Source organism: Chelatococcus sp. KU-N122 (genome assembly GCF_055391085.1).
This window is the reverse complement of sequence record NZ_AP043981.1, coordinates 2,120,274-2,134,256: the sequence shown is the minus strand read 5'-3', so window position 1 is coordinate 2,134,256 and position 13,983 is coordinate 2,120,274. Positions and strand designations below refer to the sequence as shown.

The window sequence follows — 13,983 nt, the reverse complement described above, 5'->3', positions numbered from 1 at the left end:
TGCGCGCGGTGGCGGTCAAGTGCGGCCGGCGCCCCGGTTCAGTAGCAGCGGCGGCGGATGACGATGTCGCCGTCCTCGTCGATGAAGCGCTTGACGACGCAGCCGTAGCCATAGCCCACGAAGCTCGGGCCATAACCGAAGCCGTAGCCGCCGCCCCAGCGGGGGCCATGCCCACGGCCGAAGCCCCCACCCCCCAAGTGGCCGCCTCCGATGTGGCCGCCTCCGATGTGGCCGCCACCGAAGCCGCCCTTGCCGAAGCCGCCGCCGCCATGGCCACCGCCGAAGGCGGACGCGCTGGTCGGGGCGAGAGCGAGGCCGGCGGTGGCGATCCCGAGGCCGGCGGCGACGACGAGCTTGCGAATGATCTGGTGCGACATCGGACTGTTCCTTCGAGCAAGGGGGCTGCCCGTTGCATCCCCGATATCCGTTGGTCGCAGCGGCGCTTCGTCCGGTTCATCGCTTCCGCAATTTTTTTTGCCACGGCACCGGGGGGCGATGTGCCGACGGCGACCGGCCGCGCCGAGGCCCGCACCAGCTGCCTCGCAGCGTGTGTCCAGCCGCACCGCAGGCGGACGGTCGCGGGGGCACGCTCACGCGGCAGCCTCGCACCAGCTCCGCGGCGAGGCGGACGGAGGAGCAATGCCATGCCCATCCCGACACCTGCGGCCGGTGGCCGCCGCCGCGTAGCGCACCGCACCCTTCTGAGCACGCTCTGCATCGCCGTCATCGGCGCCCTGAGCCTCGGCGAAGCCCAGGCCCAATCTCATTTCGGCTCCTACGGCGGCATGCAGGGAGGCGGCCGCTTCCAGGGTGGCGGCTATCCCGGACGCGGCGTCGGGCATGGGCCCGGCCGACCCTATCCGGGCCCGGTCGCCGGCCGCCCTGGCCGCCCCTACCCCGGCCCCATCGCCAGTCCCTGGCCCGGCAGGCCCGGGCGCCCCTATCCCGGCCCCGACGCAGGGCCCCGGCCCGGCCGGCCCTATCCTGGCCCCGTCGCCGGGCACTGGCCCGGCCGGCCTTATCCGCCGCGGCCCTATCCGACCTATCCTCGGCCCTATCCCGGGCCCGTCTGGGTCGACACGGGCCCCGACGAGGACGAGGTGGTCCGACCGGTCCGGCGACCGCGACCACGGCCCGTGATCGTCGAAGTCGACGCGCCGGCGCCACCGCGGAAGCCAGCCAAGGTGCGGCCGACACGGCCGCCGGTGGAGGTCGACGAGCCCGAACCCGTCAAGGTCGTCAAGCCGCGGCCGAAGCCCGAGCCCGTGAAGGTCGCCAGACCGGAGCCGAAGTCGGAGCCGAAGTCGGAGCCCAAGCCGGAACCGGTGCGGGCCGCCAGGCCGCAACCCAGGCCCGAGCCGGTCAAGGTCGTGGCCAGGCCTTCGCCGGCGCCGGCGGCCGTGCCCGAGCGGGCGGCCCGCGTGGTCAGGACGCCGCGCGCCGTGCCGCCGCCGCCGCCGGCCACCACCGTTGCCGCAGCTCCCCGCGCCGTGAGCGGCGTGCCCGCCGCCGACGAGACACGGTACGTGCCCGGCGAGGTGCTGTTCACGACGAGCGACGCCGACATCGGCGCGGCCATCGGCCGGAGCCAGCGGCTCACGCTGGTCTCGTCGACGCGCATCGAGCTGATCGGCGCGCACATGAACCGCTACCGCATCGGCGACCGCCGCGACGTGGCGAGCGTGGTGCGGGCGCTGGAGCGCAACAGCCGCGTGCTCGCGGCGCAGCCGAACTACATCTTCACCCTCGCCGCCGGCGCTGCGCCCTCGACGCCGGTTCTGGCCGCCGCGCAATACGCGGTCGCCAAGATCCACGCGCCGGAGGCGCACAGGCTGGCGCTCGGCGACAGGACCCGCATCGCCATCATCGATTCCGGCATCGACGCGGAGCACAAGGAGCTCAAGGGCGCTGTCGCCGACAGCCTCGACGAGATCGGCGGCCCGCCGGAGCCGCACGCCCACGGCACCGCCATCGCCGGCATCGTCGGCGCGCGCGCCGACCTGATGGGCGTGGCCCCGCGCGCCGAGCTGCTCGCCATTCGCGCCTTCTCGGCCAGCGCCGCCAAGCCGGGCGCCCAGGGGACCACGGCGCACGTCGTCGCCGCCCTCGACTGGGCCCATGCCAAGGCCGCGCGCGTCGTCAACATGAGCTTCGGCGGCCCGGCCGATCCGCTGCTGGCGCAGACGATCACGGCGGCCCACGCCAAGGGCATGATCCTCGTCGCCGCCGCCGGCAACGAGGGCCCCGCGGCGAAGCCGGTCTATCCGGCGGCCGAGCCCCATGTCATCGCAGTCACCGCGACCGACGCCGACGACAAGCGCCTCGCCGTGGCCAACCGCGGCGCCTATGTGGCGCTCGCCGCGCCGGGCTCGGAGATCCTGGTGGCGGCCCCGGCCGGCGCCTACACCTACAGCTCCGGCACCTCCATGGCGGCTGCCCACGTCAGCGGCGTCGCGGCGCTGATGCTCAGCGAACGCCCCGAGCTCTCCGCCGACGCCGTGCGCGAGGTCATGAACAGAACGGCCCGCGACCTGGGCTCCCTCGGCCGCGACGACGACTTCGGCGCCGGCTTGAGCGACGCCATGGGCGCGGTCGCGGCGGTGGCCGACGGTCCTGGCATGTCAAAGGTCTCTCTGGCGCCGACCGCCGGCCTCGAATCCGGCCAGGTTCAGGCGAGCGAGCCGCAGCCGGCTACCGTCACGGCGACCGCGCCGGCGGCCTCCGTGCCCGCGACCGTCACCACGCAGAGCGCGCCGGCGGCGGACATCCTCCTGTTCCCCCAGGACGGTGGCCCCGTCGACGCTCGGCCAGTCGCGCCCTCGACCGTTGCGGAGGCGGTGCCCTAGATCCGACCAAGCGGGTGGGCGGCCAGCCACGACGGTGCTGTCGCACTTCGGGACGCCCGCCTGCACTGCCACCCGGCCGAAGGGCGATCTCGTAGCAATCGTGGCACACAACCAGACATTTTAGGGCAAGGGCCTGACAGCCGTTTCGCGCTGTCGCTCCAAGTGCGACGCTGGCGTTCCAACCAATGCTTCCAGGGCCCCGATCTTGATGCCGTCTTGTCGATTGAAGCTCGTCACGCTGGCGCTCGCCGCCGCTATGTCCACCGCGCAGGCCGCACCGGGTGGGACACCGGGTGCCCGTCAGGCTCAGCTCACGGCAGCGCTCAAGAAGAAGGACTACAAGCAGCTTCAGCAGCTCATGTTGAGCGCGGTCACCCCCGCCGACATCAAAGCCAATCTGGATTGGCAACGGGCCCAGATGCTTGGGGGAGCCACGAGCTTGGTCAGCATGTGGTATGCGACATCTCTATGGGGAGCGTCCAACCATCTTCCGCCGGGCCCGGCCGATGAATTGCGCGAGACGGCAGGCTTTGCTGCGCTCTATGCGTATGCTGCCATAAGGATCGATGGCAGCCGCTGTGCGGACGTATCGGCCCCGAGGAAGCGCCGTGAGCAGATACTGGTGCTGCTTCGTCCCATTTGGACGTTCGTCGGCACTCTCCCGCCGGAGAAGCGCGCCCGGCTGGTCGATATGGCGGTAAAGCTCGATCGCATCACCGCGGCAAGGCGCGCGCGCGAAGGCGACGATGCGTTCGTCTGCCGGGAAGGGCTGGACGAGCTAGCCTACAACCTGAAACGTGGCGGGGGTCAGGAGGTGCCGACGCCACCAGGCAGCATCGGCCGGACCATCGCTGTCGACAGCGATGGCACGTACAACCCACGCATCGTGGCCGCGAGTGTATGGAAGCCGATGGCAGCTCAACAGCGAGCCGAACTGCCGCAAGTCCTGACCCAGATCGTCAACGCCGCCAAATAGACCGTGGTCATCTTTGGTACGGCAAAGGCACGGCCTACTGCATTCGGCTGCGTTGCGGATGAGCGGCCGCAGCCACAATGACGAGAGACGGTTAACTAAGGCCTGATCTCGAAGGTGCTCTTGCCCGGGGTGAGCACGGGCTCGGCCAGGCGGGCGAACTCGCACAGCAGCGGCCGCGTCTCGCGCGGATCGATGATCTCCTCCACCCAAAAGGTCTCGGCGCTGCGGAAGGGTGAGCGCAGCTTGTTCAGCCGGCCCTCGATCTCGGCGAGCTTGGCCTTGGGGTCCTCGGCGGCGTCGAGATCGGCGCGATAGGCGGCCTCGATGCCGCCCTCGAGCGGCAGCGAGCCCCAATAGCCGGAGACCCAGGCGTAGCGCATGCCGAAGCGGCCGGCCGGCTTGTGCACGGCGCCGGCGACGCCGAAGGCGTTGCGCACGATGATCGTGCACCAGGGGATGGTGGTCTGGTTCATGGCGGCAAGCGCCCGCACGCCGGCCCGGATCGTCCCGGCCTTCTCCGACTCCAGGCCGATGAGAAAGCCGGGGCAGTCCAGCAGATAGACCATCGGCAGGTGGAAGGTCTGGGCGGTGTCCATGAAGCGGATCGCCTTCTCGCAGGCATCCGCCGTCCAGGCGCCGCCGAAGAAGTACGGATCGCTCGCCATCACCGCCACCGGCCGGCCCTCCAGCCGGGCGAAACCGGTGATCAGCGACCGGCCGAACATCTTGCCCATCTCGAAGAAGCTGCCCTGGTCGACCACCGCCTCAATGATCGGGCGCATCTTGTAGACCTTGCGGCGGTCGCGCGGGATCACGGTGGCGAGGCTTTCCTCGCGCCGCTCCGGATCGTCACTCGCCTCGACGCGGGGCGGCAGGCCGTAGACCGAGCTCGGCAGGTAGGAGAGGAAGGTGCGCGCCGCCTCGAAAGCCTCCTCCTCAGTGTCGACCGCATGATCGATGGCACCGGCGCGGGTCTGGATCTCCCAGCCGCCGAGCTCCTGCTTGCTCAGCTCCTGGCCGAGCCGGGCGACCAGGGGCGGGCCGGCGACGAACATCGCCGACGTCTTGGTCATCACCGAATAGTGGCTGGCGGCCAGGCGCGCCGCGCCGAGCCCGGCCACGGAGCCCAGGCCCAGGCCGACCACCGGCACCACGGCCATGTTGCCGGTCATGACCTGAAAGCCTTCGCCGCCGCCGACGCCGCCGGGCAGGTTGGCGCGCCCGGTGGTCTCGATGGTCCTGACCGAGCCGCCGCCGCCCGATCCCTCGATGATGCGGATGATCGGCAGCCGGAACTCGCCCGCCATCTGCTCGGCCATCAGCGGCTTGGCGTGGATCGAGGCGTCGGCCGAGCCGCCGCGGACGGTGAAATCGTCGCCGACCACCACCACCGGGCGGCCGTCGACCTTGGCCCGCCCGAACACGCAGTTGGACGGCGTGAACGCCTCCAGGTCGTTGTTGGCGTCGTAGTCCGCCTTGCCGGCGATGGCGCCGGTCTCGTGGAAGCTGCCCGGATCCGCCAGCCGGTCGATCCGCTCGCGAATGGTGAGCCGGCCGCCGTCGTGCTGGCGGCGGACCTTGTCCGCCCCGCCCATCTCCCGGGCGAGGCTCTCGCGCCGCCGCAGCTCATCGATCTCCGGCTGCCAGTTCATCGGATGCGATCCTCCACGGGGCTGGACACAGGGCGGTCAGGCGGCGAGCGAGTCGGCGAGCAGACGGACGCGTTCGCCCAGCGCCAACAGCCGCGGCGCCACCTCGCCGCGCAGGCGCTGATCACCATAGTCGGCCGTGAGCACGCCGACGGAAAAGACGAAGGTGCGGCTGTGCATCGGCGAAAAGACCGACAGCGCCATGCCGCTGATGTGCGGATTCCAGTCCCCGCTCGACACGACGTAGCCGTCCCGCTCGTACGCCGCCTCGTTGGCTTCGAGCCACAGGCGCAGTGGCGGCGCCTCGCCGGGCGTCGTGGCCGCGACCTCCTGCAGCAGGCGCTGACGCTCGCCGTCCGGCACGCTCAGCAGATAGCAGCGTCCGGCGGCGGTGGTGGCCAGCGGCACGCGCGAGCCGATGGAGGATTGCAGGGCGATCACATCGTTCGCCCGGCCCGTTTCCAGGTAGACCATGTCGAGCCGGTCGCGCAGGGTCATGCCCCAGGTCCCGCACACCGCGGCCGCGCATTCGTCGAGCCATTCCCGAATCAGCGCCCGCGCCTCCAGCCCGCGCAGCAGCGTGCTGCTGACGGCGAGCGCCGCGTCGCCCGGCTGATAGGCCTGACGGCGCACGTCATACGCGAGATATCCTACGCGTGTCAACGTATAGGTGAGGCGAGAGACGGTGGATTTGGGCAGCCCGGTGAGGTTGGCGATATCCTGGTTGCCGAGCAGGGCATGCGCCCCGTCGAAGCAACGCATCACATCCAGGGCGCGCGCCACCACCTGAACGAAGTCGCGGTCGTCGGACCGCGGCCCCTCAACCGCGGACGAGCCACGCGCCGGATCGAGCCGGCCAATCTTATGCGACGGGCGTCCCACTGTCTCCCTCCCACCCCTGGAAGCCTATGGCTTTATTCCCAAAATGCGGAATTTAGTCCCGCTTGCTTTCCACAGTACCGGACCGGCTTTTGGGTCGCAAGCACGCAGCCGGCGAGCGCTCGCGCAGTGGAACACCGCGCGGCGGGACTTGAAACATCGCGAGCGGCGGTTACGACGGAAACCATCACCCGCGCCGGTCGCCGACGGCCGGCTGCCCATGGCCGTTCGGGAGCCTTGACGATGACCGCCAACAAGCAATGGATTCTTCGCCGCCGTCCGACCGGGACCATCGCCGGCGGCGACCTCGAGCTCGTCGAGACGCCGCTGCGCGCCATCACCGACGGCGAGGTGCTGAGCCGCAACATCTATCTCTCGCTCGATCCCACCCACCGCATCTGGATGAGCGACCGCGACCAGTATCTGCCGCCGGTCGAGCTGGGCCAGGTGATGCGCGGCGGCGTCCTGGGCGTGGTGGAGCGGTCGGGCTCGCCGAAGTTCAAGCCCGGCGATCTGGTGAAGCCGGCGGTCGGCGGCTGGGAGGAGTTCACCATCGCCAAGGACCATCTGATGCGGCCGGTGCCGCACCTGCCGGGCGTGCCGCTCGCGGCGCACATGAGCGTGCTGGGCTCGACCGGCGTCACCGCCTATTTCGGCCTGATGGACATCGGTCAGCCCAAGCCGGGCGAGACGGTGGTGGTGTCGGCGGCGGCGGGCGCGGTCGGCTCCATCGCAGCCCAGATCGCCAAGCTGAAGGGCTGCCGCGTCGTCGGCATCGCCGGCGGCCAGGCCAAGTGCGACTGGCTGCGCGACGAGCTCGGCCTCGACGGCGTCATCGACTACAAGAGCGAGGACGTGGCGGCGGCCCTCGACCGCCTGTGCCCCAAGGGCATCGATATCGACTTCGAGAACGTCGGCGGCGCCATCATGGACGCGGTGATCGCCCGCATGAACACCTTCGGCCGGGTGTCGCTGTGCGGCATGATCTCCACCTACAACGACGAGCGGCCGGTTCCCGGCCCGGCCGACTTCGGCCGCGTGCTGATGCACCGCCTGCTGATCAAGGGCTTCATCGTCATCGACTATTTTCCCCGCATCGGGGAGGCCATGGCCGAGCTCGTCCCCTGGGTGCAGCGGGGCGAGCTCAAGTGGAAGACCCACATCGTCGACGGCCTGGAGAATGCCGCGAGCGCCGTGACGCTGCTGTTCTCCGGCGGCAACGACGGCAAGCTGCTGGTGCGCGTCTCGCCGGAGCCGTGATGATGGACGGCCGGGCTCCATACCTCTCCCCACAAGTGGGGAGAGGGTGCGCGGCGGCTCTGCCGGCGCCAAAGCTTCAACATCTCCGTGCAGCACCAATAGCCGAGGACACACCATGGATCTCCAGCTGAAGGACCGCGTCGTCTTCGTGGCGGGGGCGAGCCGCGGCATCGGGCGGGGCATCGTCGAAGCCTGCCTGGCCGAAGGCGCCAAGGTGGCCATGGCCGCCCGTGGCGCCGACAGCCTCGCCGCGGCGCGCGACGAGCTGGCCGGCCGCTTCGGCGCCGACAAGGTCTGGACCTACGTCGGCGACATGCGCCAGACCGCGGCGATCGACGAAGCGGTGACGCGGATCGAAGCCGAGTTCGGGCCGCTCTGGGCCAGCGTCGCCAACGTCGGCCTGCACCCGTGCCCGCCGGGCTTCGAGGTGGACGACGAGACCTGGGACGCGGGGATGATGCAGAATCTCGATTCCGCCTTCCGCCTGGCCCGCGCCTCGCTCCGGGCGATGGTGCCGCGCGGGGAAGGCGCGATCCTGATGATCAGCTCGATCGCCGGGCTCGGCGCGCTCGGCACGCCGCTCACCTACGGCACCGCCAAGGCCGCCATGAACCATCTGGCCAAGGAACTGGCCCATGTCGCCGGCGCCGCCAACGTGCGCGTCAACGCGCTGGCGCCGGGCAACATCATCTTTCCCGGCGGCACCTGGGAGGAGCGCAGCCAGGGTAGCCGCGGCGAGGCCTGGAAGCGCTGGGTGGAGCGCGAGGTGCCGCTGAAGCGCTTCGGCCGGCCCGACGAGATCGCCAGCATGGCAGCCTATCTGGTGAGCCCGCTCGCCAGCTTCGTCACCGGCGCGGTGATCCCCGTCGACGGCGGCCAGACGCGGTAGATGTCTTAGCATCGGGTTTCTCCCAAAACCGGTCGCTGGCGAAGTCCATATCCGCGCCATCGACGACAAGCGGCGGCGAGCCGAAACCGCCCTCGCTGCATCACCTGGGCCGTGTTGGCCTGGAGCCTGGCCCCGGGATCGTCGCGGCCGATTCAGCCGCGACCGCATTCACGGCGTTCGGACGCAGACCGCCGGTATGACTATCATACTGATCTAGCCGGGTTGTAATTCCGCCGATCCATCAGTTCGAGCCGCCCGGGGCCGCGACGGGGCAGGCCTATCGATGCTGCGTGCGACTGCCGCCGCCGCGGGTCCGGCATCGTGTTGACGTAGACTAACCAGTATGATTTCGTGTCCAAAAGTAATACACGGAGGGCCCAGGATGCACGTCGGCACGTCGGTCATTTTTCAGAACCCCGGTCAGCACCTGACGGATCGTGAAGTCTACGCGGGCAACCTCGAGCTGGCCGACCTGGCCGAGCCGCTCGGCTTCGAATCGATCTGGACGGCCGAGCACCATTTCACCGACTACACGATGTGCCCGAACCCGGCGCAGTTCCTGACCTACATGGCCGGCCGCACCCGCACGGTGCGGCTGGGAACCATGGTGATGGTGCTGCCCTGGCATCATCCGGTCCGGGTCGCCGAAGAATTGTCGGTGCTGGACCACGTCTCCGGCGGCCGCGCCATCCTCGGCATCGGCCGCGGCATCGGCAAGGTCGAGTTCGACCGCTTTCAGATCGACATGAACGAGTCGCGCGAGCGCTTCATCGAGATCGCGACGTGCGTCATCCGGGGGCTCGAGACCGGCGTCCTCGAACACGACGGCACGTACATCAAGCAGATCCCCTCGCCGATCCGGCCGCTGCCGCTGCGCTCGTTCAAGGGCCGCACCTACGCCTCGGCGGTGTCGCCCGAATCCATGCGCATCATGGCGGAGCTCGGCCTGGGCATCCTCATCATTCCGCAGAAGTCCTGGGACGACACGGTCACCGACGTGGCAAGCTACAGCGCCATCTTCGAGGACGTGAACGGCTACCGGGCACCGGCGCCGATCTCGGCCGGCTGGGTCTTCTGCGACGAGGATCCGGTGCGGGCGCGCGAGCTCGCGCAAAAATACATCGGCGACTACTACGAATCCGTGCTCGCCCACTACGATTTCGGCGAGCACATGAAGACCACAAAGGGTTACGAATACTACGGCAAGTTCCACGATACCCTGAAGAAGCGCGGCGAGCAGAAGATGGTCGATTTCTTCGTCGATCTGCACATCTGGGGCACGCCGAAACAGTGCCTCGACAAGATCGCTCACCTCCACGACAGGGTGAACAACTCCGGATTTCTCGGCATCTTCGGCTATGCCGACATGCCTTTTGCCGAGGCCGAGCGCAACATGAAGCTGTTCGCGGCGGAGGTCATGCCCGCGCTGAAAAAGATCGGAGATCCGCGCGGCATCGATGCCGCACCGGCGCAACACCTGCCGGGCCGCCTCGCCGTCGCGTAGGCGCATCCGTCACCCCTCATGAAGGGAGGGCATTCGCACCGGCCGGCAACAGGCCGACGGTGCCAAGTCACTGCCAACAAGGCAGACAAAACACAAAAGGGGAGGAAACGATGCTTACGCGTCAGGTATGCGGGTTCATGGCGTGCGCTGTGCTGAGCTGCGCGGCGGGCACCGGCGCGGCGCACGCTCAGGTGTCGGGCGACGTGGTCCGGATCGGCGTTCTCACGGACATGGGGGGCACCTATGCCGCAGCCACGGGGCCCGGCACGGTCACCGCCGTCAGGATGGCCGTCGAGGACTTCGGCGGCAAGGTGCTCGGCAAGCCGATCGAGGTGATCGTCGGGGACCACCAGGGCAAGCCCGACATCGGCGTGGCCATTGCCCGCCGCTGGATCGACGTCGACAAGGTCGACGCGATCGCCGACGTGCCCGGCTCCAACGTGGCTCTGGCGGTTCAGCACCTCACGCGCGAAAAGGGCGTGGCGCTGCTGATCAGCGGCTCGGGCACCACCGAGCTGATCAGCAAATCGTGCTCGCCGACGACCGTTCTCTATGTCTTCGACACCTATTCTCTGGCCAAGACCTCGGCCAAGGCGGCCGTCGACACGCTGGGCAAGACGTTCTTCTTCATCACGCTCGATTCCGCCTTCGGCACCGCGATCGAGTCGGCACTGACCAAGCTGATCACGGAAGCCGGCGGCAAGATCGTCGGAACCGTCAAGCATCCGGTCGGCATGCTGGACTTCTCGTCGATGGTCGTGCAGGCGCAATCGTCGAAGGCCGACGTCATCGTGCTCGCCAACGGCGCCGGCGATGCGTCGAATGCGTTGAAGACGGCGAACGAATACGGCCTCAAGCAGAACGTCATGGCCATGATCTTCCTCGACACCGACGTGCACGCCGCCGGGCTGAACGTCGCCAAGGGGCTCGTGCTGCCGACGCCGTTCTACAGGGCCCGGACGGCGGCGAGCGAGGCGTGGAGCAAGCGCTATTTCGCGCGGATGAACAGCATGCCGAACTTCTCGCACGCCGGCGCCTATTCCTACACGATCAACTATCTGAAGGCGATCGAGGCCGCCGGAACGGACGACTCGCTGGCTGTCGTCAACAAGATGAAGCAGACCCCTATCGACGACATGTTCGCGAAAGGGCAGATCAGGGCGGACGGCAAGTTCGTCTTCGACCAGTATCTCGTCCGCGTGAAGTCGCCCGAGGAATCGAAAGCCCCCTGGGATTACTTCAAGCTCGTCGAGACAGTGCCTGGGACCATCGCCAATCTCACGCTCGCGCAGGGCGGTTGCCCGCTAGCAGATGCGCCGGCGGCCTCGGTCTCGCGATAGACGGGTAGCGCCGAGGCGCGATCGGAACGGCTGTCGACGGCGTGGACGCGACCGGAACACCGGCGCATTACGAGGGAGACGATCATGGGGCGCCGCACCTACGACTGGATTCGCCACCATCGTCGGATCGTTCCGGACAAGCTCGCCCTGATCGATCTGCACTCCAGTCGTTCGCTCACCTATGCCGGGCTGGACCGGCGTATCGACGCGCTGGCCCGGTTTCTGGGCTCGAGCTTCGCGATCGGTCCAGACGACACCGTCGCCGTGCTCTGCCACAACTCGACCGACGTGCTGGAGGTGCAGTTCGCCTGCCGGCGGCTGCCGGCGCGGTTCCTGCCACTGAACTGGCGGCTGACGGCGCCGGAGCTCGACTACATCATGCGCGATGCCGGCGTGTCGGTGCTCTTCGTCGGGCCCGAGTTCGAAGCCGCCGGCCGCGAAGCCGCGCGCACGGCCGGCGTGCCTCACGTGCTGACGATCCGGGACGGGGCGGAAAGCGACTACGAGCGCGGCATCGCCCGCCACCGCACCGCCCCTCCCCGGCCGATCCCCGAGCTCTCGGAGGAGACCGTCTGGACCGTCATGTACACGTCGGGCACGACGGGGCACCCCAAGGGCGCCCTGATCACCTACGGCATGGTCGATTGCCTGGTGGCACACCTGGTGGCGAAGGTGGGGCTGTCGACCGAAAGCGTCAGCCTGACCGTGCTGCCGATGTTCCACATCAGCGGGCTCAATACCTACGTCAACCCGGTGCTCTGCCTCGGCGGCACCAATTTCGTCATGCGGACGTTCGATCCCGCCCTATGCCTGCGGCTGATCGCCGATCCCCGGACCGGCCTGTCCCATTTCATGGGCGTGCCGACGCACTTTTTGTTCATGTCTGAGCTGCCGGCGTTTCAGGACGCCCGCTTCGACCACCTGGTCAGTGTCATCTCGGGCGGCCAGGCTGTCCCCATTCCCATGGTCGAGCTGTTCTCGTCGAAGGGGATGCGGCTGCAGCAGGGATGGGGCATGACGGAAGCCTGCTCGCTGATCCTCCTGCTGCCCAAGGCCGACATCGAGAGGAAGCGCGGTTCGGTCGGGTTGCCCGTGATGAACGTCGACCTCCGCATCGTCGACGCGGAGCTCAATGACGTGGCGCCTGGCGAGGTGGGCGAGTTGCTGGTGCGCGGGCCTCAGATCGCGCCCGGCTACCTTAACAATCCAACGGCGAATGCGAGCCAATGGCGCGACGGCTGGTTCCGCACCGGCGATGCCTTCCGCGTCGACGAAGACGGCTACTACTATATCGTCGACCGCTGGAAGGACATGTACATCTCCGGCGGCGAGAACGTCTATCCCGCCGAGGTCGAGCGGGTCATCGTCGAGCTCGACGCGGTCCTCGAGGTCGCCGTCGTCGGCGTTCCGAACGACCGCTGGGGGAGATGGGCCGCGCCTTCATCGTCCTGAAGGGCGGCGCGGCCCCGATCGGTCCCGCTGCCGTGATCGACCACTGCCGACGCGAGCTTGCCCGCTACAAGGTGCCCACGGAGATCGTCTTCGTCGAAGACCTGCCGCACACCCCCTCGGGCAAGATCCAGAAGCACGCTCTGCCCCGCTCGCCGCTGCTGCTGTCGGCGGACGGCCGGATCGTAGGACAAGGCTGAGCCGGGCTCGATGCCGATCGGCTCGAGATCCGGCCTATTTGGCCTTACGTCCCCGTCCGGTGCTCGGCTTTGCCGGCACGGTCTTTCCATGCTCGTTCCACCATGCCGTCAGCGCCTCCATCGTGGGACCTAGTCCTCGCGCCTTCTGCGTGATCGCGTAGTCGACGCGAGGGGGCACTTCCGCAAACACCGTGCGCGAAATGAGCCCGTCCGCTTCAAGCTCGCGAAGCTGCGCGGTCAGCATATGCTGGGTGATACCGGGGATCGCTTTGCGGAGCTCACCGAAGCGATAAACCCGCTGGTTCAGCAGCCACATGATCTCCAGCTTCCACTTGCCTGAGAGCAGCGCGAACGCCCGCCGCATCTCCTCGTGCATGTTGAGCTCTTCACCGGCCATTGGTCAGGATTTCCATACTAGCATCAAGTAATTCATCCTACTTGCAGATATCAATATTAGGCGACATTTTCAATATGAACAGCGGCAGGGGCGCGCAAGAAGCGGCGCCGCCGTCCGATTCCGAAACTGACAAAAGGAATGCCCTGCGCCGAGAGGCGACGAGAAAGGCCACATGACTGCGACATACATCTATTCGGGTAGCACAGCGCTATTATCTCTGCTCTATCTGAGCTCCGCATACATATATGCGGCCAAAGGAGACTTTATTCGTCAGGCCCTCGCCGATCTGAACTATCCGGCTCCCCACCTTGTGCCGTTCACGATCGTCGTGAAGGTTCTTGGCGTGGCCGCAATCATGTCGCGGGTCAGCGTCTCGCTGAGCGATCTCGCCTACGCCGGCATCTTCTATCACCTGCTGCTGTCCGGAATGGCGCATCTCGGCGTGCGCAAGCCCAAGGGCGCGTTGCCGGCGGCCGTCGGCCTGCTGCTCCTGGCAGCTTCCTTCCTTACGCAGAACGTCGCCCGTGTCCCCCCGTCGCCCTACGATTTCGGGGCGGCCAGGCACCAGTCAATCCTCAACGAACGGAGATAGTC

The 13,983-nt window shown here is 68.2% G+C and carries 13 protein-coding genes; 9 read left to right on the top strand and 4 right to left on the bottom strand.

The features are described from left to right. Window positions 1-38: 38 nt before the first annotated feature. Window positions 39-377 carry a hypothetical protein gene (locus ACZ5PO_RS09500; protein WP_464192660.1) on the bottom strand — a complete coding sequence of 113 codons (339 nt, stop codon included), beginning with the start codon at window positions 375-377 and terminating at the stop codon, window positions 39-41. Window positions 378-644: 267 nt separating this feature from the next. Here ACZ5PO_RS09500 and ACZ5PO_RS09495 point away from each other — a divergent pair, with 267 nt between their 5' ends. Together ACZ5PO_RS09495 and ACZ5PO_RS09490 are read left to right on the top strand one after the other, a co-directional pair. Then, window positions 645-2,846 carry a S8 family serine peptidase gene (locus ACZ5PO_RS09495; protein ID WP_464192657.1) on the top strand — a complete coding sequence of 734 codons (2,202 nt, stop codon included), beginning with the start codon at window positions 645-647 and terminating at the stop codon, window positions 2,844-2,846. 223 nt (window positions 2,847-3,069) lie between these two features. Next, window positions 3,070-3,822, top strand: a complete 753-nt coding sequence (locus ACZ5PO_RS09490; protein WP_464192655.1) for a hypothetical protein — start codon at window positions 3,070-3,072, stop codon at window positions 3,820-3,822. Between the two features lie 95 nt (window positions 3,823-3,917). Here ACZ5PO_RS09490 and ACZ5PO_RS09485 read toward each other — a convergent pair whose 3' ends face one another. Next, window positions 3,918-5,474 carry an acyl-CoA carboxylase subunit beta gene (locus ACZ5PO_RS09485; protein ID WP_464192653.1) on the bottom strand — a complete coding sequence of 519 codons (1,557 nt, stop codon included), beginning with the start codon at window positions 5,472-5,474 and terminating at the stop codon, window positions 3,918-3,920. A gap of 36 nt (window positions 5,475-5,510) precedes the next feature. Next, the gene (locus tag ACZ5PO_RS09480; protein ID WP_464192651.1) at window positions 5,511-6,254 is read right to left on the bottom strand and encodes an IclR family transcriptional regulator; all 744 of its coding nucleotides are present in this window, start codon (window positions 6,252-6,254) and stop codon (window positions 5,511-5,513) included. 339 nt (window positions 6,255-6,593) lie between these two features. On the opposite strand from ACZ5PO_RS09480, the gene ACZ5PO_RS09475 reads away from it, so the two are divergent. The 6 genes from ACZ5PO_RS09475 to ACZ5PO_RS09450 all read left to right on the top strand — a co-directional run bounded on the left by ACZ5PO_RS09475 (window position 6,594) and on the right by ACZ5PO_RS09450 (window position 12,992). Then, entirely contained in the window at window positions 6,594-7,610 is a 1,017-nt protein-coding gene (locus tag ACZ5PO_RS09475) for an NADP-dependent oxidoreductase (RefSeq protein ID WP_464192649.1), read from the top strand. Between the two features lie 115 nt (window positions 7,611-7,725). Further along, complete coding sequence (locus ACZ5PO_RS09470) at window positions 7,726-8,499, top strand: SDR family NAD(P)-dependent oxidoreductase (RefSeq protein ID WP_464192646.1); 774 nt, start codon at window positions 7,726-7,728, stop codon at window positions 8,497-8,499. Window positions 8,500-8,881: 382 nt separating this feature from the next. After that, window positions 8,882-10,003, top strand: coding sequence for an LLM class flavin-dependent oxidoreductase (locus ACZ5PO_RS09465; RefSeq protein ID WP_464192644.1), 1,122 nt, complete (start codon window positions 8,882-8,884; stop codon window positions 10,001-10,003). A gap of 110 nt (window positions 10,004-10,113) precedes the next feature. Next, window positions 10,114-11,343 (top strand): ABC transporter substrate-binding protein, encoded by a 1,230-nt coding sequence (locus ACZ5PO_RS09460; RefSeq protein ID WP_464192641.1) that lies wholly within the window; start codon window positions 10,114-10,116, stop codon window positions 11,341-11,343. A gap of 84 nt (window positions 11,344-11,427) precedes the next feature. Beyond that, entirely contained in the window at window positions 11,428-12,795 is a 1,368-nt protein-coding gene (locus ACZ5PO_RS09455) for an AMP-binding protein (protein ID WP_464192639.1), read from the top strand. Beyond that, window positions 12,771-12,992, top strand: a complete 222-nt coding sequence (locus ACZ5PO_RS09450) for an AMP-binding enzyme (RefSeq protein ID WP_464192637.1) — start codon at window positions 12,771-12,773, stop codon at window positions 12,990-12,992. The genes ACZ5PO_RS09455 and ACZ5PO_RS09450 overlap by 25 nt, the downstream gene beginning before the upstream one ends. Before the next feature lie 34 nt (window positions 12,993-13,026). Here ACZ5PO_RS09450 and ACZ5PO_RS09445 read toward each other — a convergent pair whose 3' ends face one another. After that, window positions 13,027-13,389 (bottom strand): winged helix-turn-helix transcriptional regulator, encoded by a 363-nt coding sequence (locus ACZ5PO_RS09445; RefSeq protein WP_464192634.1) that lies wholly within the window; start codon window positions 13,387-13,389, stop codon window positions 13,027-13,029. Between the two features lie 172 nt (window positions 13,390-13,561). Between ACZ5PO_RS09445 and ACZ5PO_RS09440 the strand changes: the two genes are divergently transcribed. Continuing rightward, the gene (locus ACZ5PO_RS09440; RefSeq protein WP_464192632.1) at window positions 13,562-13,981 is read left to right on the top strand and encodes a DoxX family protein; all 420 of its coding nucleotides are present in this window, start codon (window positions 13,562-13,564) and stop codon (window positions 13,979-13,981) included. The last annotated feature ends 2 nt before the right edge of the window (window positions 13,982-13,983 follow it).

Coding starts and splice junctions, on each gene's coding strand:
- ACZ5PO_RS09500 (WP_464192660.1), bottom strand. CDS start 377: ATGTCGCACCAGATCATTCGCAAGCTCGTCGTCGCCGCCGGCCTCGGG.
- ACZ5PO_RS09495 (WP_464192657.1), top strand. CDS start 645: ATGCCCATCCCGACACCTGCGGCCGGTGGCCGCCGCCGCGTAGCGCAC.
- ACZ5PO_RS09485 (WP_464192653.1), bottom strand. CDS start 5,474: ATGAACTGGCAGCCGGAGATCGATGAGCTGCGGCGGCGCGAGAGCCTC.
- ACZ5PO_RS09475 (WP_464192649.1), top strand. CDS start 6,594: ATGACCGCCAACAAGCAATGGATTCTTCGCCGCCGTCCGACCGGGACC.
- ACZ5PO_RS09470 (WP_464192646.1), top strand. CDS start 7,726: ATGGATCTCCAGCTGAAGGACCGCGTCGTCTTCGTGGCGGGGGCGAGC.
- ACZ5PO_RS09465 (WP_464192644.1), top strand. CDS start 8,882: ATGCACGTCGGCACGTCGGTCATTTTTCAGAACCCCGGTCAGCACCTG.
- ACZ5PO_RS09460 (WP_464192641.1), top strand. CDS start 10,114: ATGCTTACGCGTCAGGTATGCGGGTTCATGGCGTGCGCTGTGCTGAGC.
- ACZ5PO_RS09455 (WP_464192639.1), top strand. CDS start 11,428: ATGGGGCGCCGCACCTACGACTGGATTCGCCACCATCGTCGGATCGTT.
- ACZ5PO_RS09450 (WP_464192637.1), top strand. CDS start 12,771: ATGGGCCGCGCCTTCATCGTCCTGAAGGGCGGCGCGGCCCCGATCGGT.
- ACZ5PO_RS09445 (WP_464192634.1), bottom strand. CDS start 13,389: ATGGCCGGTGAAGAGCTCAACATGCACGAGGAGATGCGGCGGGCGTTC.
- ACZ5PO_RS09440 (WP_464192632.1), top strand. CDS start 13,562: ATGACTGCGACATACATCTATTCGGGTAGCACAGCGCTATTATCTCTG.